The sequence below is a fragment of the Bradyrhizobium sp. 63_E2_N1_3 genome, from assembly GCF_052076005.1.
GTDB classification, from domain to species: domain Bacteria; phylum Pseudomonadota; class Alphaproteobacteria; order Rhizobiales; family Xanthobacteraceae; genus Bradyrhizobium; species Bradyrhizobium barranii.
This window is the reverse complement of the sequence record NZ_CP197235.1, coordinates 8,376,579-8,396,230: the sequence shown is the minus strand read 5'-3', so window position 1 is coordinate 8,396,230 and position 19,652 is coordinate 8,376,579. Positions and strand designations below refer to the sequence as shown.

At 65.3% G+C, this 19,652-nt stretch carries 22 protein-coding genes, 1 tRNA gene and 1 pseudogene; 14 read left to right on the top strand and 10 right to left on the bottom strand.

All coding sequences use genetic code 11. The features are described 5' to 3' along the window. The first annotated feature begins 42 nt into the window (after positions 1-42). The 8 genes from hisD to AB7531_RS39910 all read left to right on the top strand — a co-directional run bounded on the left by hisD (position 43) and on the right by AB7531_RS39910 (position 4,666). A complete protein-coding gene (hisD, locus tag AB7531_RS39945; protein WP_063985875.1) occupies positions 43-1,338 on the top strand; it encodes a histidinol dehydrogenase in 1,296 nt (431 codons plus the stop codon). Then, positions 1,335-1,832 (top strand): UPF0262 family protein, encoded by a 498-nt coding sequence (locus AB7531_RS39940; RefSeq protein WP_063985874.1) that lies wholly within the window; start codon positions 1,335-1,337, stop codon positions 1,830-1,832. The genes hisD and AB7531_RS39940 overlap by 4 nt, the downstream gene beginning before the upstream one ends. A 132-nt stretch (positions 1,833-1,964) precedes the next feature. After that, positions 1,965-2,432: an arsenate-mycothiol transferase ArsC gene (locus tag AB7531_RS39935; RefSeq protein WP_063985873.1), complete on the top strand. Its 468-nt coding sequence runs from the start codon at positions 1,965-1,967 to the stop codon at positions 2,430-2,432. A 145-nt stretch (positions 2,433-2,577) separates the two neighbouring features. Beyond that, positions 2,578-3,207, top strand: a complete 630-nt coding sequence (locus AB7531_RS39930) for a Maf-like protein (RefSeq protein ID WP_028151428.1) — start codon at positions 2,578-2,580, stop codon at positions 3,205-3,207. A gap of 145 nt (positions 3,208-3,352) precedes the next feature. Next, positions 3,353-3,535 (top strand): DNA gyrase inhibitor YacG, encoded by a 183-nt coding sequence (yacG, locus tag AB7531_RS39925; protein WP_028151429.1) that lies wholly within the window; start codon positions 3,353-3,355, stop codon positions 3,533-3,535. Positions 3,536-3,719: 184 nt separating this feature from the next. Next, positions 3,720-3,795, top strand: a tRNA-Phe gene (locus AB7531_RS39920). Between the two features lie 109 nt (positions 3,796-3,904). Next, entirely contained in the window at positions 3,905-4,060 is a 156-nt protein-coding gene (locus tag AB7531_RS39915; protein WP_187387828.1) for a hypothetical protein, read from the top strand. A gap of 114 nt (positions 4,061-4,174) precedes the next feature. Next, complete coding sequence (locus AB7531_RS39910; protein WP_063986738.1) at positions 4,175-4,666, top strand: hypothetical protein; 492 nt, start codon at positions 4,175-4,177, stop codon at positions 4,664-4,666. A 674-nt stretch (positions 4,667-5,340) separates the two neighbouring features. On the opposite strand, the gene AB7531_RS39905 is transcribed toward AB7531_RS39910, so the two are convergent. After that, positions 5,341-5,724, bottom strand: coding sequence for a PLDc N-terminal domain-containing protein (locus AB7531_RS39905; protein ID WP_028147401.1), 384 nt, complete (start codon positions 5,722-5,724; stop codon positions 5,341-5,343). 156 nt (positions 5,725-5,880) lie between these two features. On the opposite strand from AB7531_RS39905, the gene AB7531_RS39900 reads away from it, so the two are divergent. Next, complete coding sequence (locus tag AB7531_RS39900) at positions 5,881-6,006, top strand: hypothetical protein (protein WP_256376437.1); 126 nt, start codon at positions 5,881-5,883, stop codon at positions 6,004-6,006. Positions 6,007-6,131: 125 nt separating this feature from the next. On the opposite strand, the gene AB7531_RS39895 is transcribed toward AB7531_RS39900, so the two are convergent. Both AB7531_RS39895 and AB7531_RS39890 read right to left on the bottom strand, forming a co-directional pair. Next, a complete protein-coding gene (locus AB7531_RS39895; RefSeq protein WP_084795314.1) occupies positions 6,132-6,359 on the bottom strand; it encodes a DUF3551 domain-containing protein in 228 nt (75 codons plus the stop codon). An 899-nt stretch (positions 6,360-7,258) separates the two neighbouring features. After that, a complete protein-coding gene (locus AB7531_RS39890) occupies positions 7,259-9,319 on the bottom strand; it encodes an ATP-binding protein (RefSeq protein ID WP_063985872.1) in 2,061 nt (686 codons plus the stop codon). Positions 9,320-9,523: 204 nt separating this feature from the next. Between AB7531_RS39890 and AB7531_RS39885 the strand changes: the two genes are divergently transcribed. From AB7531_RS39885 to AB7531_RS39875, 3 genes are read left to right on the top strand one after another with little or no spacing between them, the layout of a single operon-like run. Beyond that, a complete protein-coding gene (locus AB7531_RS39885) occupies positions 9,524-10,186 on the top strand; it encodes an FABP family protein (protein ID WP_063985871.1) in 663 nt (220 codons plus the stop codon). A gap of 19 nt (positions 10,187-10,205) precedes the next feature. Continuing rightward, entirely contained in the window at positions 10,206-10,916 is a 711-nt protein-coding gene (locus tag AB7531_RS39880; RefSeq protein ID WP_063985870.1) for a RibD family protein, read from the top strand. 9 nt (positions 10,917-10,925) lie between these two features. Continuing rightward, positions 10,926-12,194, top strand: a complete 1,269-nt coding sequence (locus tag AB7531_RS39875; protein WP_063985869.1) for a flavin monoamine oxidase family protein — start codon at positions 10,926-10,928, stop codon at positions 12,192-12,194. A gap of 31 nt (positions 12,195-12,225) precedes the next feature. Here AB7531_RS39875 and AB7531_RS39870 read toward each other — a convergent pair whose 3' ends face one another. The 7 genes and pseudogenes from AB7531_RS39870 to AB7531_RS39840 form a co-directional block, all read right to left on the bottom strand. Then, complete coding sequence (locus tag AB7531_RS39870; protein WP_063985868.1) at positions 12,226-12,546, bottom strand: hypothetical protein; 321 nt, start codon at positions 12,544-12,546, stop codon at positions 12,226-12,228. A gap of 121 nt (positions 12,547-12,667) precedes the next feature. Further along, positions 12,668-13,242 (bottom strand): annotated as a pseudogene (locus AB7531_RS39865) (cysteine hydrolase family protein). 133 nt (positions 13,243-13,375) lie between these two features. Further along, positions 13,376-13,723 (bottom strand): DUF3088 domain-containing protein, encoded by a 348-nt coding sequence (locus AB7531_RS39860; RefSeq protein WP_063985867.1) that lies wholly within the window; start codon positions 13,721-13,723, stop codon positions 13,376-13,378. Positions 13,724-13,778: 55 nt separating this feature from the next. After that, entirely contained in the window at positions 13,779-14,354 is a 576-nt protein-coding gene (locus AB7531_RS39855) for a hypothetical protein (protein ID WP_028147393.1), read from the bottom strand. A 202-nt stretch (positions 14,355-14,556) separates the two neighbouring features. Beyond that, positions 14,557-15,873: a tetratricopeptide repeat protein gene (locus AB7531_RS39850; RefSeq protein ID WP_063985866.1), complete on the bottom strand. Its 1,317-nt coding sequence runs from the start codon at positions 15,871-15,873 to the stop codon at positions 14,557-14,559. Positions 15,874-15,885: 12 nt separating this feature from the next. Next, on the bottom strand, positions 15,886-16,908 hold the full coding sequence (locus tag AB7531_RS39845; RefSeq protein ID WP_063985865.1) for an aldo/keto reductase: 1,023 nt from the start codon (positions 16,906-16,908) through the stop codon (positions 15,886-15,888). Between the two features lie 306 nt (positions 16,909-17,214). Then, a complete protein-coding gene (locus AB7531_RS39840) occupies positions 17,215-17,640 on the bottom strand; it encodes a PaaI family thioesterase (RefSeq protein WP_063986737.1) in 426 nt (141 codons plus the stop codon). A gap of 71 nt (positions 17,641-17,711) precedes the next feature. On the opposite strand from AB7531_RS39840, the gene AB7531_RS39835 reads away from it, so the two are divergent. Together AB7531_RS39835 and AB7531_RS39830 are read left to right on the top strand one after the other, a co-directional pair. Beyond that, complete coding sequence (locus tag AB7531_RS39835; RefSeq protein WP_063985864.1) at positions 17,712-18,338, top strand: NUDIX hydrolase; 627 nt, start codon at positions 17,712-17,714, stop codon at positions 18,336-18,338. Positions 18,339-18,394: 56 nt separating this feature from the next. Continuing rightward, positions 18,395-19,609, top strand: a complete 1,215-nt coding sequence (locus AB7531_RS39830; RefSeq protein ID WP_063985863.1) for a hypothetical protein — start codon at positions 18,395-18,397, stop codon at positions 19,607-19,609. Positions 19,610-19,652: the final 43 nt, after the last annotated feature.

Below are 19,652 nucleotides of genomic sequence, written 5' to 3'. Positions count from 1 at the left end.
GAGCCAATCCGCCCCAAAGACCAGCCGGAAGCCAAGCCAAAAATGCCCGTTCGTCTCGACCGCAGCAGCGCCGATTTTGACCAGCGATTCGCGGCCTTCCTCGCCGCCAAGCGCGAGGTCTCGGCCGACGTCGAGGCCGCCGTGCGCACCATCGTCGACGACGTCGCCAGGCGGGGCGATGCGGCCCTGCTCGAGGCCACGGCAAAGTTCGACCGGCTGAAGCTGGATGCATCCGGCCTGCGCGTCACCGCCGCCGAGATCGAGACGGCCGTGAAGGCCTGCGATGCCGCGACGCTGGATGCGCTCAAGCTCGCGCGCGACCGCATCGAGACCTATCACCGCCGCCAGCTCCCGAAGGACGAGCGCTTCACCGATCCGCTCGGCGTGGAGCTCGGCTGGCGCTATACCGCGATCGAATCCGCGGGCCTCTATGTGCCCGGCGGTACCGCGGCCTATCCCTCCTCGGTGCTGATGAACGCCGTGCCCGCGCAGGTCGCCGGCGTCTCGCGCCTCGTCATGGTGGTGCCGTCGCCGGACGGCAAGCTCAACCCGCTGGTGCTGGCGGCCGCTTCGCTTGGCGGCGTAAGCGAGATCTACCGGGTCGGCGGCGCGCAGGCCGTGGCGGCGCTGGCGCACGGCACCGCCACGATCGCGCCGGTGGCCAAGATCGTCGGCCCCGGCAACGCCTATGTCGCCGCCGCAAAACGGCTGGTGTTCGGCAAGGTCGGTATCGACATGATCGCCGGCCCCTCCGAGGTGCTGGTGATTGCCGACGACACCGGCAATGCCGACTGGATCGCCGCTGATCTGCTGGCGCAGGCCGAGCATGATGCCAGCGCGCAATCGATCCTGATCACGGATTCCGCGCGCCTCGCCGCGGATGTCGAGAAGGCCGTCGAAGCGCAGCTGAAGACATTGCCGCGCACCGCAATTGCCGGCGCCTCCTGGGCCGATTTCGGCGCCATCATCATGGTGAAGAATCTTGCCGACGCCATTCCGCTCGCGGATGCGATCGCGGCCGAGCATCTCGAGATCATGACTGATGATCCCGATGCGCTTGCCGCAAAGATCCGCAACGCCGGCGCGGTGTTCCTCGGGGCGCATACGCCCGAGGCGATCGGCGACTATGTCGGCGGCTCCAACCACGTGCTGCCGACGGCGCGCTCGGCGCGGTTCTCCTCAGGCCTCGGAGTTGCCGACTTCATGAAGCGCACCTCGATCCTGAAATGCGGCCCGGACCAGCTGCGTGCGCTCGGACCTGCCGCGATGACGCTCGGACAAGCGGAAGGGCTGGACGCTCATTCGCGCTCGATTGGATTGCGCCTCAATCTGTCATGACCCAGCCGCCCGAACAGGACGACTCGACCAATCGCATCGTCGCGGTCACCCTCGACGAGGACTCGATCGGCCGTTCCGGGCCCGACATCGAGCATGAGCGCGCGATCGCCATCTACGATCTGATCGAGCAGAACCTGTTCGCGCCCGATGGCGCCGACGGGAAGGGGCCGTTCACGCTGCATATCGGAATCACCGGCAGCCGGCTGATGTTCGACATTCGCCTTGAGGACGGTGCGCCCGTGGTCGCGCATCTGTTGTCGTTGACGCCGTTCCGGCGGATCGTGAAGGACTATTTCATGATCTGCGACAGCTACTATCAGGCGATCCGGACAGCTACGCCGGACAAGATCGAGGCCATCGACATGGGGCGCCGCGGCATCCATGACGAGGGATCGCGCACGCTCCAGGAGCGGCTGAAGGGCAAGGTGCGGGTCGACTTCGAGACCTCGCGCCGGCTGTTCACGCTCATCACCGTCCTGCACTGGAAGGGTTAGGCGCATGATCCCGAAAAGTGGGCACCGGTTTTCGGACCAGATCATGCGCGAGACAAACGGCTTAATGGCCCGGAAAAATGTGCAGCGGTTTTCCGACAAGGCCATGCCCTCTCTCAAAAGAGGCTAGGCGCGATGGCGGGTCCGCCACGCGCACGCGATCCGCAATCGGTGCTGTTCGCCTGCGCGATGAACAGCGTGCGCTCGCCGATGGCCGAGAGCCTGCTGCGGCACATGTTTCCGCAGGGCCTCTACGTGAAGTCGGCCGGCGCCAGGAAAGGCGAGCTCGATCCCTTCGTGGTCGCCGTGATGGACGAACTGGGGCAGGACATCTCCGCCCACAAGCCGCAGACCTTCGAGGAGCTGGAGGACTGGGAGGGGCTCAATTTCGACCTCATCATCACGCTCTCGCCCGAAGCGCACCACAAGGCGCTGGAGCTGACCCGCACGCTCGCCGCCGACGTCGAATACTGGCCGACGCAGGATCCCACCACCATCGAAGGCAGCCGCGACCAGAAGCTCGCCGCCTACCGCGAGGTCTGCGACCAGCTGTTGATGCGCATCCGCAGGCGTTTTGCGAAGGTCGGCGCGGCGAGCGGTTAGCCGTAACACCCGCGTCACAGACCGAGGGCACACGCATGTTGGACGCCTCGAATCAGTAAAGTCCGGGTTCCCGGGTTGTGAAATCAGCCCCCTTCCGATAGGTTCCGCGCGCAATTCACCCCCTGCTTCATCCCCCAATCACCTTATGCTCGGCCGCCCCAAATTCGTACTTGCCTCCGGTTCGCCGCGGCGCCTGTCGCTGCTCAACCAGGCCGGCATCGAGCCGGACGCGCTCCGGCCGGCCGACGTCGACGAGACGCCGAAGCGGGGCGAGCTGCCGCGCGCCTGCGCCAACCGTCTCGCAAGGGCCAAGGCCGACGCTGCCCTGAAATCGGTGCAGCTCGACGACGAGCTGCGCGGCGCCTTCATCCTCTCAGCCGACACGGTTGTGGCGGTCGGCCGCCGCATCCTGCCCAAGGCCAACCTCGTGGACGAGGCCGCGCAGTGCCTGCGGCTGCTGTCGGGCCGCAACCACCGCGTCTACACCGCGATCTGCCTGGTGACGCCGCGCGAGGCCTTCCGCCAGCGCCTGGTCGAGACCCGCGTCCGCTTCAAGCGCCTCTCCGAGGACGACATCCAGGCCTATATCGGCTCCGGCGAATGGCGCGGCAAAGCCGGCGGTTACGCCGTGCAGGGCATCGCCGGCTCCTTCGTGGTCAAGATGGTGGGGTCCTACAGCAACGTCGTCGGCCTGCCGCTCTACGAGACCACGACGCTGCTCGGCGGCGAGGGTTTTCCGATCCGCTTCGGCTGGCTCAACGCCACGGCCATCTAGCGCGCCGACAAAAATCTCGAAAACAACCCCATGCACAGTAGAATGGGCCCGCCGGACCCGGCCCGCGACGCCTGCGCGACCGCCCGAGGAACCGCTTTGCCGACAGGCTCTTGAACGCCTTCACCCCGAGTAAGCTGCCGACATCATGGACGACCACGTCAAAAAGCCCGCCGGCCCGCTCAAAACCTGCCCGATCTGCGGCAAGCCGCAGTCGGAAGCCACCCGCCCGTTCTGCTCCTCGCGCTGCCGCGACGTCGACCTGAACCGCTGGCTGAAAGGCTCCTACGTCATCCCCGGCCGCGATGACGAGGCGGACGGCGAAGAATAATTACTAATATCAATTGCTTACTCCGATGGTCGACGCGCCGCGCGCCTGCCGCAGCAAGTCCGCCCCATCTTGTGCACAGCCGGGCCGCGCCCGGCGAAGCCTCTTGGCGAAGCCGGGTGGACAGGCCGCTTCTAGCCCACTATAAACCGCCCGCTCGATGGGCCTTGGCCCCTCTTTGGAGCACGCCCAGGTAGCTCAGTTGGTAGAGCATGCGACTGAAAATCGCAGTGTCGGTGGTTCGATTCCGCCCCTGGGCACCATCCTGGTGTTTGCCCTCGTTCTCCGGCATCCGCTGACGCGAATTTCTCCGGCCTATTTCACGAACGCCACGCATCGTGGCTGAGCGCGAACCTTGGTTTAGCGGGCGCGGTGCTGCTGACGATGCTCATTCATGGCTGCGCCCGCTTCAAGGCGGAATGCAACGATGATTTCCGCCCGCTCCAGGAGCCAAACCTCATCGTCGTCGCCATCGCGGTCGCCGTTCTGATGACGTTCTTCCAGTGGTTGATCACCACGGACGGATGACGAGAGCGGCCGAATCAAGTTGCAGGGTTCGGCGATGCAACTTCAATCGGCGCGTGATATCCTCGTCTCGGGGGATGGAATGGACTGTCCCTCCGCATCTGGAAGGACATGGCCATGACGTTGTCGTCACGCTTCGTTGCGCGTCCCGCTGTCACATTCCCATCGATTGCACTGTTGCTGTGCGGCCTGAGCGGCACGGCAATGTCTCAACCGACGCCCACCGAGACTCAGCTTCCCAGCATCACGGTCGACGCGCCGAGACAGGTGGCGAGGCCGCACAAGCCAACGCATCACGTGGCCATCCGCAGCACCGGGTATCGGACATCGCCAGCCACATCGACGGCCGCGGCGGCGCCGATGTCGGATGCCGCGAGGCTCGCCAAGCTCGAACGCGAAACGAGCAGCTGTGCCGGCGGTTGCCAATCGAGCTTCAAGACGGGAAATCAGCCCTGGGTCGGCTGCAACGCTTCGGGCGGCGTGTACTCCTTCACGTGCCGGAACGTCGGCAACTTCAAGACTTACGACGAGTGCAAGGAAGCCGGACGGGTCACCGGCTGGCGATCGGGCGAGACCTCGGCGTATTGCAGCAGCCTGGCGTTGAAGTAGGGGCGGCTGGGGTTGAGGAGGCTCGTCGGCTAGGCCAGCCTCCTCCGATCGGACTGGGCACAGTCGCCCGCGTATCGATAATCACGGCGTGATCGCCGGTACCTATCATCGCACGCTGCGGTTCCGGTCGAAAACGCGACCAAGCCCAATAATGCTCAGTAGCGCTCCGTCAGAACTTCGAACCGACACCTCGATTGTTGATGCGAGAGCGATCCGGTGGGCAACCTGCAAACCCGCAAGACGAAGTCTGCCTTCTAATTCGCTTTGGGCCCGGGCGGTCCGATCGGGCCTGCAGGTCCGGCCGGCCCTGGAGGACCCGCTGGCCCGGGGAGGCCGCAATTCTGTATCACCACGTCTCTCGTATCTGGTCCGGACGTGATCTTTACAATACAAGTCGATGGAAACTCCGGTCCAATCCACCGAAATCCTCCGCTCGAAGTGCTCTCGACTTTCACGGTTTTGCTCGGACTGATCTTGATTTCCACGCTGGACTCGCGGGGCCGTCTTACTCTTCCGACGATGACCAACTCGCCCTGCGATATGGTGGCGGTTGTTATGAATATTTCCGCATGCGCGCTTTCAGTCCACGCAATTGCAAAGCCAGCAATAAGAGCTCCAACGGTGCCAAAAGGCTTTGCGAACATCATGGGCCTCCCCGCTTCCCTCACCGATGGTTAGGAGACCAGTTTGGTGCGAAGGCGCCCGTACTCGGTGTCGGTTATGGATCCCGATTTTTTGAGCTGATCGAGCTTGGAAAGCTCGTCGGCGACACTAAAGCCGACGATGTGCCGTAACTCCTCGCGCGCCCGCTGAGCCTGCTCGGCGCTGCGTTCCGCCATCCCCCTGCCTTGGGTGATGAGGTAAGCAAAGATGCCGAGGTAGGAGGTCAGAACAAGTGCAAGCACCCACAGTGCCTTACCCCATCCGGAAATGTCGTGGCGCCTGAACAGGTCGCCATAGATGACAATGAGCAGCCAGAACCAAACGACAAATGCGAATACAGCAATTATATCCATCAGGAAATTTCGATATGTGAATCCTTCCTGAGCGAAGAACATTGCGATCTCCTTATTGAGTTGCCGTTCTCGATCTTTTCTGTAGGCCAGTCGCACGGCCCGCTACGCGAAGGCTCAACGGCAGTACCGATGCGACACGCGGTGCGACCTTCCGCTGGTCGAGCGGTACCAGCAGTTGCCGTTCCTCCAATAATATCGATGCCAATGTTGATGTCGCCGGTGGGCGCCCGCGATGGCTCCGGCCGTCGCCCCTATGGCAGCGCCGCGGCGACCACCAACAGCACCACCGATGACGGCACCTCGAAGCGCACTCTGAGCAAATGATTCGCTGGAAGGGACCATTCCTGCGAACGAGAGCAGGATGACGAACAGTGCAAGCTTTCGCATTGGGGCCTTCCTTGATTGACCGCTTCTGCCATGCCGTGCCGCCGAATAGCTCCGAGCGGTGATTAGCGCCGCCGCGGAGCGGCATAGCGCGGGTTGATGCCGCAATATGCGTTCGTGCCAGAAGCAGCAGCCAGGCATTGCGAGCGGGTGGCGAACTGACAATTGCCCGGAAAGCCCCAATTGCGACCTCGCAGGCAGTATCGATCCGCCTCGGCAGCTCGGACCGGCTCCAAAAAAGCAAGGAATACAGCGGCAGTGAGTAACGTCAGCATCGGAGCGACACGATGCATATCGATCTCCGTGGATGGATGGAGGTGAATATACCGGCGGCGCGAGGGGAATACCGCCAGTAAAAGCCCTTGCCAGACGCTGGGGCGTTTATTGATGCTACCTGGCGCGAAAAGCGCTCATGCTATTCAGGCTCGGAACCGCTTGTAGGTAAACGTAACAGTTGCCATTGCGTGTCCTTGAATGCGGACCGCTGGCCGGATGACGTACGGCTTTCGGATAGCGAGCCCCGTTTCATCTGCGCCGCCTGCGGCAGGCGGGCGCCGATGTCGCGCCAGATGGAGCCGCAGAGACATGGTTCGGGGAGAACGATCCCGAGGGCGTGGCGTTTGAATATGAGGTTCTTCAATGAACCGGATCGGCCGCAGGACTATCTACGCCATGTTAGTAATCGTTGTGCTGCTGATCGACTGGTAGATTCTCGCACCGCTTTGAAGGGGTGAGACGTCGTCGCGCAAGGCCAATGAACCTTGCATACTTGTAACGAGGCGGACACCGAAGCGCCTTCTGGGTGGCCAAATGCTGGCGGAATGTGAGGGCTTATAAAAGCCGACCCTGGCCCACGGGATTTACTCCGATGTTATTTCAAGCGGCGATTATTTGCCTGATCGTACTCAGCATCGGCGTTCTCGTCGCCCACGCGGTTGACGCTCTCAGAACGTAGCGAGCCCGCCAGCGTGAACCGGCGGGCCTCCACCTCGGTCTTCTCAGTTCACGCCCAGAGTCTGGCGTTGAAGTAGATGCGGCTGGGGTTGAGGGGGTTCGTCCGCTGGGCAGCCTCCTCCGATCGGACTGGGGTACAGTCGCCCGCGCATCGATCATCACGGCGTGATCGCCGATACATGTCATCGCACCGGCATGTCGCTTTCGCTCATGCGAGCTGCTCGCCCGCTTGCGTCGCCTACCGCCCCGCCTTCGCCAAGCCTGCCAGGCTCGCCGCCAGCTCATCGCTTCGGAACGGCTTCGTCAGCCGCGACAGGTCCGGCGTGATGCCTTCGTTGTTGGCGTAGCCCGACACGACGAGGATCTGGAGCTCGGGATATTGATTGCGCAGCGCGAGGCCGAGGTCTGTGCCGCTCATGCCGGGCATCAAATGGTCGGTGACGAGCAGGTTCGGCCGCAGGCCTTCCCTGACGCGCTGAAGCGCATCCTCCGCCGAGCCGGCTTCGACGACGTTGTAGCCGAGCTCGCCCAGCATCTCGGCGGTGCTCATGCGCACCAGCGGTTCGTCATCCACCAGCAGAGCCGTGCCGACGGGCTGTGGCCGCAGTTTTGATTGCGGGACGGCATCAATGGCGCCCGCGACGGCGTGGCTGACCGGCAGCCACAGCTCGACCGTCGTCCCCGCCCCCACGGCGCTCCTGATCGTCAGCGCGCCGCCGAGCTGTGACGCAAGGCCGTGGACCATCGAGAGGCCAAGACCGGTGCCTCGCCCGACGCCCTTGGTCGAGAAGAACGGTTCGACGGCGTGGGCCAGCGTGAGCTCGTCCATGCCGATGCCGGTGTCGGCGACAGAGATGCAGACATAGGTGCCCGGTGCCAACTCCGAATTGTGAGAGTCTCCAACCGTCCGCGCCTTCGCCGAGATGCGCAACTTGCCGCCGTGGGGCATGGCATCCCTGGCGTTCACGCTGAGATTCAGGATCGCCATCTCGATCTGGTTGGGATCGGCCATGGCCGCGGGAAGGTCTTCCGGCGTGTCCACCGTGACCTGGATCTGCGGCCCGGTCGTGCTCGAGATCAGGTCGCCCATCTCGGCAACGAGGAGACCGATGCTGACGGGAATGGCCTGAAGCGGTTGCCGGCGCGCGAAAGCGAGCAGGCGCTGAACCAGCGTCTTGGCGCGCTCGGCCGCCTGTGCCGCACCGGCGATGAGGCGATGCTCGCGCTCGCCGCCGATGCCCTTGCGCTGAAACAGGTCGAGCAGGCCGACGATCGGCGTGAGCAGATTGTTGAAATCGTGCGCGACGCCGCCCGTGAGCTGGCCCATCGCCTCCATCTTCTGGGCCTGGCGGAGCGCCTCCTCGGCCTGCGCGAGCCGCGCCTGCTCCTCCAGGCGATCCGTCACGTCGACCCCGGTCAGGAACGCGCCGATCCGCGTGCCGTCCGGAGCGCGGAGCGCCTCGAACTTCAACTCGTAGACGCGGCGGTCGAACCGGGGATCGCCGAACTCCTCGATGTTGGTGAAGGCTTCGCCGGCCAGCGCCCGGCTCCAGACCGTGGTTGCCGCAGCGAGATGCTCGGGCCGGTCGGCCAGGAATTCGTGCAGGGAATCGCCGACCCGCGGGCGCTTACCGTAGATGCGCTGATAGGCATCGGCGCAGGACGTGTTGATGGCGAGCCAGCGATAATCGAGATCGAGGGCTTGAATCTGTCCGTCGGTGGTTTCCACGATCGTCGCCAGCAAATGACGCTCGGCGGTCCGTTCGGCGACGCGTTGTTCGAGGGTCGCAGTCAGCTCCCTGTATCGCGCTTCGCTCGCCCGCAGCCGCGTCTCGCCCAGCACGCGCTCCGTCGTCTCGGACACGATACAGAGCACTCCGCCGACCGAGCCGTCATCGTCCCGCACGGCTGAGTAGGAGACGTCCCAGTAGCTGGTTTCGCCGTAGCCGTGGCGCTCGACGTAAAACGGACGATCCTTGGCGGCGAACGTCTTTCTGGTTCGGCGCACGCCTGACAGCAGCGGTTCGAGATCGTCCCACAGCTCGCCCCAGTTTTCGATCGCGGGGCGACCGAGGGCGCGGGGGTGATTGGCGCCGATGCCCGGGGCGTAGGCGTCATTGTAGAGCGCGACGAAGTCGGGCCCCCAGAACAGGACGATCTGGGCTTGCGCGGCCAGCAGCATGCTGACCGTCGTTTTCAGTGCCTGAGACCAATCGCGGGGATGACCGAGCGGTGAATCCGACCAGTCGCGGGCGCTCATCATCGCGCCCAGCTTGCCTCCGTCAGCGAGGAAGCCCATTTCAATTGACCGCCGAGCAGCCTTCTCAGACAGCACCGGATCCCCCGCTACGCGTGACACGGGCGTCCTTGCCCATTCGAGCCGGTATTTCGAGGGCTCGTACTCAAGCGCAGATAACACCCGGCGCGCGCTCTGGTTCCATTCCAGTCGATTCCCGCCGTCCTTGTGCTATTGCTGCTCCCCGCAACTTGACGCGAGGTTCCCATGCTCCCCATTCCCGCAGACATCTTCACCGAACCCGAGGACGTCTCGCCCGACGGCCTTGCCAATCTCGGCCCGCTCCGCCGTCTCGCAGGGAGCTGGCAGGCGGACAAGGGCATCGACATCAATCCGAAGGCGGAGGGGCCGGAGCGGCGGACCTTCATCGAGCGCATCCGCATGGACCCGATCGACCCGCAGGCCAACGGGCCGCAGCTGTTTTACGGGCTGCGCTATCACATCCACATCAACACGCCCGAGGAAGACATCACCTTCCACGACCAGGTCGGCTATTGGCTGTGGGAGCCCGCGACCGGGCTGATCATGCAGACGCTCGCGATTCCGCGCGGACAGGTCTTGCTCGCCTCGGGCAAGGCCGGGCCGGATGACAGGAAGATATCGGTCACGGCGAAGCGCGGCGATACCGCTTACGGAATCTGCTCGACCGATTTCCTGGAACAGGCCTTCCGCACCGATTCTTATCGCTGCGACATCACCTTCAACGATGACGGAAGCTGGAGCTATCTGATCCAGACCGAGTTGTTCGTGCGCGGCGCGCCGTTCAACCATCACGACAGCAACACGCTGAAGCTCGTCGCGCCGCCAAAACTCAATCCGCTCGCGGTGATCGTGAAGGATCGCGCCGGGCGCGATGGATCGGCGGCCTGAAGCGTACCCGGAGAATTGCATGAAGCCCTACGTCATTTGCCTGATGCATTCCAGCCTGGACGGCCGCACGCATCCCAGCCGCTGGCGGCCGAAGGGGGCGGGCACAGACTGGTTCGAGAAGATCCATGACGAACTCGGCGGCGACGCCTGGGTGATCGGCCGCGTCACCGGCTCCGAGTTCGCCAAGGGCAAGCCCTATCCTGCAACGGCGGGCGAGACATTTCCCCGCCAAAGCTGGTTCGCGCGGCGCGATGCGAAAACCTACGGCGTCGTGCTCGACGCGCAGGGCAAGATCGGCTGGGGCCGGTCAGACATCGGCGGTGACCCGATCGTCGTGGTGCTGACCGAGGGCGTGCCGGATTCGCATCTGGCGGGGCTGCGCGACGAGGGTGTGTCCTACATCTTCGCCGGCAAGTCCGAGATCGACCTCGCACTGACGCTGGACATCCTCCATCGGGAGTTGGGTGTGAAGCGCCTGCTGGTGGAGGGCGGCGGCGTCGCCAATGGCGCCTTCCTGCGCGCCGGCCTCATCGACGAATTTAACTTGATCCTCAGCCCCGCGATCGATGGCGCCAGGGGCGCACCCTTCGTGTTCGATTCGACGGACGCGGACAGCGACAAGCGCGCGCCGCTCGCCGCGATGACGCTGGAGAGCACGCGCGACCTCGGCGGTGGCGTTCTGCTGCTGCGCTATCTGATCAAGAACGACCCGCAAGCGATGCCCAAGTAAGGCATCGGCATGGGACAATTGGAGCACATCGTCATCGTCGGTGCCGGCGCGGCCGGGCTGATGGCGGCGCGCGAGCTGGCACGTGCGGGCAGGACGGTCACGATCCTGGAGGCGCGCGAGCGCTGCGGCGGGCGCATCGATCCGCTGCCGGCGTCCGAGTTCGGCTACCCCGCCGATGGCGGCGCCGAATTCGTCCATGGCGAGGCGCCGGTCACGCGCAAGCTTGTGCGCGAGGCGGGACTGTCGCTGCAGGAGATCGAAGGCACCCAGTGGAGCTTTGACGGCACGAGGCTCTCGCACGAAGACCGTCACGATCCGCACGAGGCAGAGCTGTACGCCGCGCTGGGGGCGTTGAGGGATGATCTCACGGTTGCCGATTTCCTCCGCAGCCACTTCGCCGGGCCTGGGTATGACCAGCTGCGCCATTCGATCGAGCGCATGGTCGAGGGCTACGACGCCGCCGACCCCGAGCGCGCCTCGACGCTGGCGCTGCGCGAGGAATGGATGGACGGCGGGCATCACGCCCAGGCGCGCATCGTCGGCGGCTACGGCGCGCTGATCGATTTTCTGGCGAGCGAGTGCCGCGGGATTGGCGTGACGTTTCGCTTCGGCTGCGCGGTATCGACGATCGAGGAGACGGGCGGCGCGCTGGCCGTCCGCTGTGCCGGCGGCGACGTGCATGGCTGCGATCGCGTGATCCTCACCGTCCCGCTGCCGTTGCTGCGCGAGATCGCGCTTCCGGAGCCCGCACGCGCGAAGGCTGCGGCAGCTGACGATATCGGCTTCGGCAGCGTGATAAAAATCCTGCTGCGGTTCGCGCGGCCGTGGTGGCGCGAGCGAAGCGAAGATCTCGCGGACATGACCTTCCTGCTGTCGGACCAGTCGATCCCGGTGTGGTGGACGCGGCATCCGGACGAGCATCCCGTGCTCACCGGCTGGTTCGGCGGGCCGCGAACGGCCGAGCTTGCGAAGCTCGATCGGCAAGGGCTGATCGATGCCGGGGTCGATTCGCTTGCGGCCATCTTCGGCGTGTCGCGGGGCGACATCGCGCGCGATCTCGTGGCGGCTGCGGCGACCAACTGGCTGCACGATCCCTTCGCCCGCGGCGCCTATTCCTGGGCGACGCCGCGGACGCGCGAGGCCCAGGCGATCCTCGCGCGCGCCGACGGCCCGGTGCTGTTCTCTGGTGAAGCGCTCTATCGCGGCCGCGACATGGGGACGGTCGAGGCGGCGCTGGCGAGCGGGCTGGAGACTGCGGAGATGATTTTGCGAGGATGAAAAAAGGCCCGCACAAGGCGGGCCTAATGTCTCACCAGCGGCCGCCGCCGAAGCTGAACGTCACGCCGGGACCTCCGCCACCATAATAGCCGTACGGTCCGCCGCCGTAATAGCCGTGGTGCCGCGGGTAATAACCGTAGCTCCGGTAGTGCGGACGATAGTAGCCGTGATGGTGATGGCGCCATTGGTGATGGCGATGGCCGTGGTGGTGGTGCCTGTGCTGCGCGCTGATGTCGGTGGACTGGCCGGCTGGCGCGTTCTGCTTTGCGCTGGCCTTGCCCGCCGCGTTGGCCGTGGATCCGCCGGCGAGCGCCGCTGCACCCACAGCCATCGCGACAAAGAGATACTTCATGTCATCACTCCAGTTGAGAAGTCGCGTGATAACAGATGGCTGTCCGCTGCGTTCCGACCAGTGCGGGCGTCGAAACGACGCAGACGAAATTCCGATCGACGTGTGAACGATGTGGCGCGATCTATTGTCGCATCGCTTCGAGCGAAGCGATCACGTCGGCGGCGCTGACGATGCGCGCAAATTCGCCGTTGAGATTCGACAGCGTCATCGCATGAATCTCTTCAGCCGAATGCTTGTCGCCATCTGGTCCGATCCGGTCGAAGGTCCAGGTCGCATCGCGCACGAGGCTCGCGTCGAAACCGAGATTGCCGGCCATCCGCGTCGTCGTCTCGACGCAATGATTGGTGGTGGCGCCGCAGTCACGAGCGTCGTGATGTTGCCCGCGCGCAGGCGCGTCTCGAGATCGGTGCCGATGAAGGCGCTGTTGACGCGCTTGACGATCACCGCCTCGCCCGGCGCTTCGCGCGCCTCGCCCTTGACCGTGTAGCCGGAGTTTTGCGGCAGGAACGTCGAGTTCGGCTTGGTGCCTTCGTGGCGGATGTGGAAGATCGGCGCGCCGCGCTTCCTGAATGCGGCGAGCAGATCGGCGATGCGCGCCACCGCGTCCGGATTGTTGCGCCGCTTGCCGGCCGCCTCCCATTCGTCGAATGCGCGCTGAACGTCGACGACGACGAGGGCGGGGAGGGGGCTGATCATGAGGAGCGGCTTCCAGACTTGCTTGCTGCGCGAAGTATGCGGGGCGACCGACGTGGCAGGCAATGTCGATTTTCCCTCGTTTCGCGACAGCTCTCGTGCCCCGGACGCAGAGAGCTGCGCGAGTGCGCGGCCCTCACGGATGCGGATCGGGAAACCCGTGGCGTTCGGAGAGCACGGCGAGGATCGCGTCCTTGTCGGCGATGAAGGCGCGGCCGTGGTGACTGCCGGTCTGGTGCGGCGACGTCATCCCGTCGGCCAGCACGAGCAGCGGCAGCGACTGGTTCTCCTCGCCGACCAGCGCGATCGCCGACAGCCTTGGCCGCGGCCATGCGATGCGCTCAACGTCGAGCTTTTCGGCGAGCTGCGGAAACGAGGCGAGCACGCCCTCGATCAACGCGCAATGCCAGCAATAGAAACGCTGGCCCGGAAAGGCGGGGTCCTCGAAACCAGGGCGCAGCAGAAACAGGCGGTCGCGAGTCATGAATCGCTCCAAAGCATGGCGCGATCATACATGCCGACAGCAGCGGATGATGCCGTTACTTGAACGGATCCTGGATCGATGGCGACGATTGCCGGATGCGGCGCACGCTCACCGGCTTGCCGTCGGAGACGAACAGCAGCTCGTACCGGCGGCCCTCGCTGTCGGTCGCCGTGCAGGTGACGTCCGTGACCTTCCTTGCGGCGAAATTGCCGGTCTGGCGGCAGACGCCGGTCGAGGTCTGCTCAGCCGGCACCGGCAGGCCGTCGACCTTGGGCCTGTCCTTGGAATTGAGCAGCATGCGGTCGATTCGCAGCTCGTAGGAATTGTCGTCCGCGCGCTGGCCGTTCTCGCCGGAGAACGACACGACATGGTTGGCGTCGGAGGGATCGTCGACGGCGACCGCGAAATTGACCCGGCCCTTGTCACCATGGGCGTAAGCCACCGTCTTGCACGCGAAGGTGCGCCCCGCGACCTTCAGCGTCTTGCAGTGGCCCGACATCAGCGCCAGCAGGTCGATGAAGGCGTTCTGCGCCGGCGGGTTGTTGACGGGGATGGGCGCGGAAGACTCGGCAAAACAAGGGCTTGCGAGAATCGCGAGGGCCGCGGCGAGGACCGGTCGGCGGAGGCGCATCATCAGGCTCGTATGCCAGGGGGCCACGGCGGCGGAAAAGTTCCGCTCAACAACGAGCGAACCACAAATTGGTTGCGATCCCGTTTGTTCAGCTAGACCCGACTGGAATACCACCGCACCACCCATCGGCGATTCATCCGATCGCCCCATCCCGTCCTAGCAGGCCACTTGCTGCCAGACCGATGTTTTTTTCGTGGCAGAGCTAAACGGTCGCCGCCTGCCAGCGCGTATCGCGAAGCGAGGGCCGGCGGTGCAGGCGGGCGTCGAGCAGCGCGCGGGCACGGGGCAGCTCACCGCTGCGCATGAGCGCGACGATGTAGGTATCCTCGATCAGTTCGCGCTGGGCATGGCTGCCGCCGATGCGCACGACCTCGCCGAGGACGGGCGCGAGCGTTCGCACGCATGAGGCGTAATCCTCGCGGGCAAAGGCCACGAGCGCACGGCAGATCGCCGGCACCACGGGACCGGCCGGCAGCTTGCCCTCAGTGAGCCGCTGCTCGATCGCCGCGAGGCGCGCGGCGAGCGCCTCCTGGTTCTGCGTCGCCGCAGCGAACAGCGCCATGTGGACGTCGGCAAAGGGCAGGCTCGATTTCGGAAACAGTTTTTGCGCGGTGGCATCGGCCTCGAGCCAGAGCGCTTCCGGCACGGTGTGGCCGTAAGCCGACAGGCGCCAGAGCAGCGAGGCGCCGTCGGTGACGACGTTGAGCGGCGGCGCCTTCGTGGCGGAGGGCTGAAGCACGTCGGCATAGATCGCAAGCGCGCGCGCCGCATCGCCATGCTCGAGCGCGCCGAGCGCCTGGTGCCAGCGGATATGGCCGTGCAGGATGCCGGCGCGGTCGTAAGAGGGGATCCATTCGTCGACGAGGCGATCAGCCGCGTCGATCGAGCCGTCCTCGAACATCGCGTGCAGCACGGCGTGCGCGGCATGGGCGTTCTGACGGCGCAGGTCGAAGCCACGCTCGGTGACGCCGCGACCGCGCGCGACGTCGCCATTCTCGGTCATGGCCCAGCCGGACATGGTGAGAAACCACCAGTCCTCGCCATAATGCTGCGCGACGCGCTCGCACAGCTCGTGCCGCGCGCGGTCGTGATCGGGCATGCCGGAGAACGCGAACAGGCCGAACGCGCCGAGCGGCAGCGACAGCACCACGGCGTCGCGCGGCCATGCGTCGACGTGTTTCAGCGTCGATGCGATCGCCTCGGGCAGCCGGCCCTCGATCGCAAGCGCCAGCGTCTCGACATGCGAGCGCTCGCGCTCCGTGCCGCGCTTGGCGACGCGTTCGCGTGCCACAGCCGCCTTCTGCCGGGCGAGATCGCCCTGCTGATAGAAGGCATGCACGCGGGCGCGGGCGATGTGGGGAAGCGCGAAATCCGGATCGGCCGCAATCGCGCGCTCCAGCGCCTCCGCCGTGCCGGTCCAGCCGGCCAGCATGAGATCGACGCCTTCGCGATAGGCGCTTGCCGCCTCGTGCGAAGACGTCGAGAGCGAAAGGCCGTAGCGGTCTTCGTGCGCCGTCATCGTCTTCAGCTCTCAAGCCGTCCGCGCGCGGCGTCCCTCGATCGGATAGGCGGGGTCGTTGTAGCCCGGCGTCGAGGGATGGCCCGGCACGACCAGCCGGTCGATCAGCGCCTCGTCATCCGCCGTGAAGCGGTAGTCGAGCGCGCGGATGTAGCCGTCCCACTGCTCCTCGGTGCGCGGGCCGGCGACGATCGAGCTGACAAAGGCGGAGTTCAGCACCCAGGCGACCGCGAACTGGCCGGCGGTGATGCCCTTCGTCTCGGCGTGGGTCTTGATCTCCTGCGCGAGCTGGAGCGATTCCGGCCGCCATTCCGTCTGCATCATGCGGGTGTCGTTGCGGCCGGCGCGTGTCTCCTTGTCCGGCGCGGCGTCGGGCTTGTACTTGCCGGTGAGCACGCCGCGCGCCAGCGGGCTGTAGGGCACGATGCCGAGGCCGTAATAGGAGCAGGCCGGGAAGTGCTCGACCTCGGGCATGCGGTTCACGGCGTTGTAATAAGGCTGGCTCACCGCGGGCCGGTCGATGCCGAGCCGGTCGCAGATGTTGCAGATCTCGGCGACGCGCCAGGCGCGGTAGTTCGAGACGCCGAAATAGCGCACCTTGCCGGCGCGGATCAGATCGCCCATCGCGCGCACCGTCTCCTCCAGCGGTGTCGCATGGTCTTCCTTGTGCAGATAATAGATGTCGATGTGGTCGGTGCCGAGCCGCTTCAGGCTCTCGTCGGCGGCCTGCAACACCCAGCGGCGCGACAGGCCGACACGGTTGGGATCGTCGCCCATACCAGTGTTCATGGGGTTGGCGAGTTTTGTGGCGAGCACCCAGGCGTGCCGGTTGTTGCCGATCGCGCGGCCGACGACCTCCTCGGAGCCGCCCTTCGAATAGGCATCCGCCGTGTCGATGAAATTGATCCCGGCCTCATGCGCCTTGGCGATGATCCGATTTGATGCGGCTTCATCGGTAGGTCCGCCGAACATCATGGTGCCCAGACAGATCGGCGAGACTTTCAGGCCGGTGCGGCCGAGCTGGCGGTATTGCATGGGCTGTTTCCTCAACGCTATCGAAGCTGGCAGCATAGCCAGCTAATTCCGTCATTGCGAGCGCAGCGAAGCAATCCAGAGATGCATCCGCGGAGAGATACTGGATTGCTTCGCTGCGCTCGCAATGACGAGATTGGGGAGGGCGCTTGCCGCACTCTCAGCTGTCATCGCCCGCGAAGGCGGGCGATCCAGTATTCCAGAGACGGCTGTGATTGAGCCGAGAGGCTGCGGCGTACTGGGTCGCCTGGTCAAGCCGGGCGACGACAGCGGTGGGTGTAGTTAGAGCGGCAGCCCGACCGCGCGACGCTACCCCGGCCCCTTCAAGATCTTGAACACGCCATTCGCCATCACGATGCAGCGACCATCCACCGTCACTTCCGTGCTCATGAAGATGAGGCTGCGCGTCGAGCGCACCACGCGGGGGCGGGAGATCAGGATGTCGCCGATCTGGCCGGCCTCGACGAAATGGGTGTCGAGCTGCACCGTCGCCATGAACTCCTTGCCGGAAACGTAGCGGGCGGTCATGCCGCAGGTACGGTCCGCGAACGTCATCATCACGCCGCCCTGGACCATGCCGCGGCGATTGTGGTGCTTGTCCTCGGTGGCGAGTGCGAATTCGTAATGGCCGTCGACCTTGCGCTCCCACAAGGGGCCGATCAGGTGCAAGAAGCCCGTGGTCTCCAGGATGCTCCAGCCGTCCGATTTGAGCCTTGCGGCGGCCTTGTTGGTCATGTGGTCGTCCATTGCTGCGCGGGCCTTGCGAGCTCATTTCATCGGGGCCTGACGTGGTGTAGTCAAGCATCATGAGACCATTCGACGATGCCACACGGCGGAATATCGCGGCTGCCTGCGCGGCCTTCACGCGCCTGCCGGAGGACGATGCGCCGGCCGCATTGAAACGCGCCGCGGTGGCGGTCGCGCTGACCGCGGCGAGTGACGGCGATGACACCGCATTCCTGCTCACGCTGCGCGCGTCACACCTGCGCGCCCATCGCGGCCAATGGGCCTTGCCGGGCGGCCGCTGCGATGCCGGCGAGACGCCGGTCGAAGCGGCGCTGCGCGAGCTTGATGAGGAGCTTGGCCTCCGCCTTTCGCACGCGGAGGTGCTCGGCACGCTCGACGATTATCCGACCCGCTCCGGCTATCTGATCACGCCGGTGGTGGTCTGGACGGCCGACAGTGCCGCGATCCGGCCGAACCCGGATGAGGTCGCCTCGGTCCACCGCATCGCGCTCGCCACGATCGAGCATGAAGACGCGTTCGACTTCATCGCGATTCCCGAAAGCTCCCGCCGCGTGATCCGCTTCCATCACGAGACGAGCCTGATTCACGCGCCGACCGCGGCGTTGATCTACCAGTTCCGCGAGGTGCTGGCGGGACGTCACACCCGCGTCACCGAGCTGGAACAGCCGGTGTTCGCCTGGAAGTGACGATGGTAAACGGCGCGTTAACGTGACGGTTACCGGATGCCTGCTAAGAGGGCAGCATGCATCACTCGATTCGAAAACATCTCGCGCTGGTTCCATTCGCGATCGTCCTGCTCGCGCCCACAGCGCAGGGCGGCGAGGCCGACGCGCTGCCGCCGGCCGTCCGCGATGCCAAGGCCCAGCTCTTGTCGCAGTTCTTTGCGCAAGGTGGGGCGTCGCCGGCCGTGCTCGAATATCGCCGCAAGCTGCAGGAATATCAGGCGGCGCGCGGGGCCTTCGACGAAGAGGCGGGTGCCTATTGGAGCCAGATCTCCGAGAAGCGGAAAGGCCGCAACGCCAAGCGGCGCAGCGGACAGCAGGTCACGCTTGACGATTATGTGCTGCAGCATCCGCCGCTCTATAACGGGCCGAAGCGGCCGGTGAATCCGGAGCCGGAGGAAACGCCGGAGCGTCCGACCAGAAAGCCGATACCGGTGGTCGCCGATCTCCTGCAAGCGGCGCGGGAGCTCTATCAGTTCACGCCGCAGCGGCCGTCCAGCGAGGTCGAGTTCAAGCGCGCCTATGCGCGCTACGCGCTCGCCTCCGGGCTGACGCGCGAGCAGGCGGTGCGGGTCTATTCGTTCGAGACCGGCGGCACCGGCAATTACGATGTGCAGGCGGGTATTGAGCATGGCGGCAAGCGCGCGATCTCGACCGCGATGGGCTACAACCAGCTCCTGACCACCAACAGCGTCGAGCTGCTGGCCGAGCAGGGCCATGAACTCATCCGTGCGCTCTCCGAGAAGGTGGCGCGGACGTCGGGACCGGCGCGCCAGCCGCTCGAGCACAAGCTTGCCGTGCTGAAGAAGATGGTGGCGCAGGCGAAATCGGTGCCGGACACCTGGTCGGAGCACGAGAAGATCGGCAACACCGCGCAGGGCTGGGCCATGCATGCCATGGTGCTCGACATCGATATCGGCCCGATGCTGCAAACCCATAAGCTTTTGACTTCGGTGCTGTTCGCGCGCACCAAGGGCTACACCCGGCCGCTCACCGCCGCCGAGCTCGAGATGATGAACCTCACCGGCGACGGCACCGGTCTCGACATGGTGACGATGCCGCAGGCCATGCGCGAGCAGGTGCCGACCTCGAACTTCTTCCAGCGCGGCGGCTACGAGCGCAACCCGGTCGCGATCCGTCACAACACGGTGGCCAAGCTGCTGGCGGTGACGGACACGCGGATGGACAGTAACAGCAACAATGCCGGCGCGCGGGAGCTGGCGGGGGCGTTTTAGTCCTCGCTGCCACATCCTCCGCTGTCATGCCCCGGCTTGACCG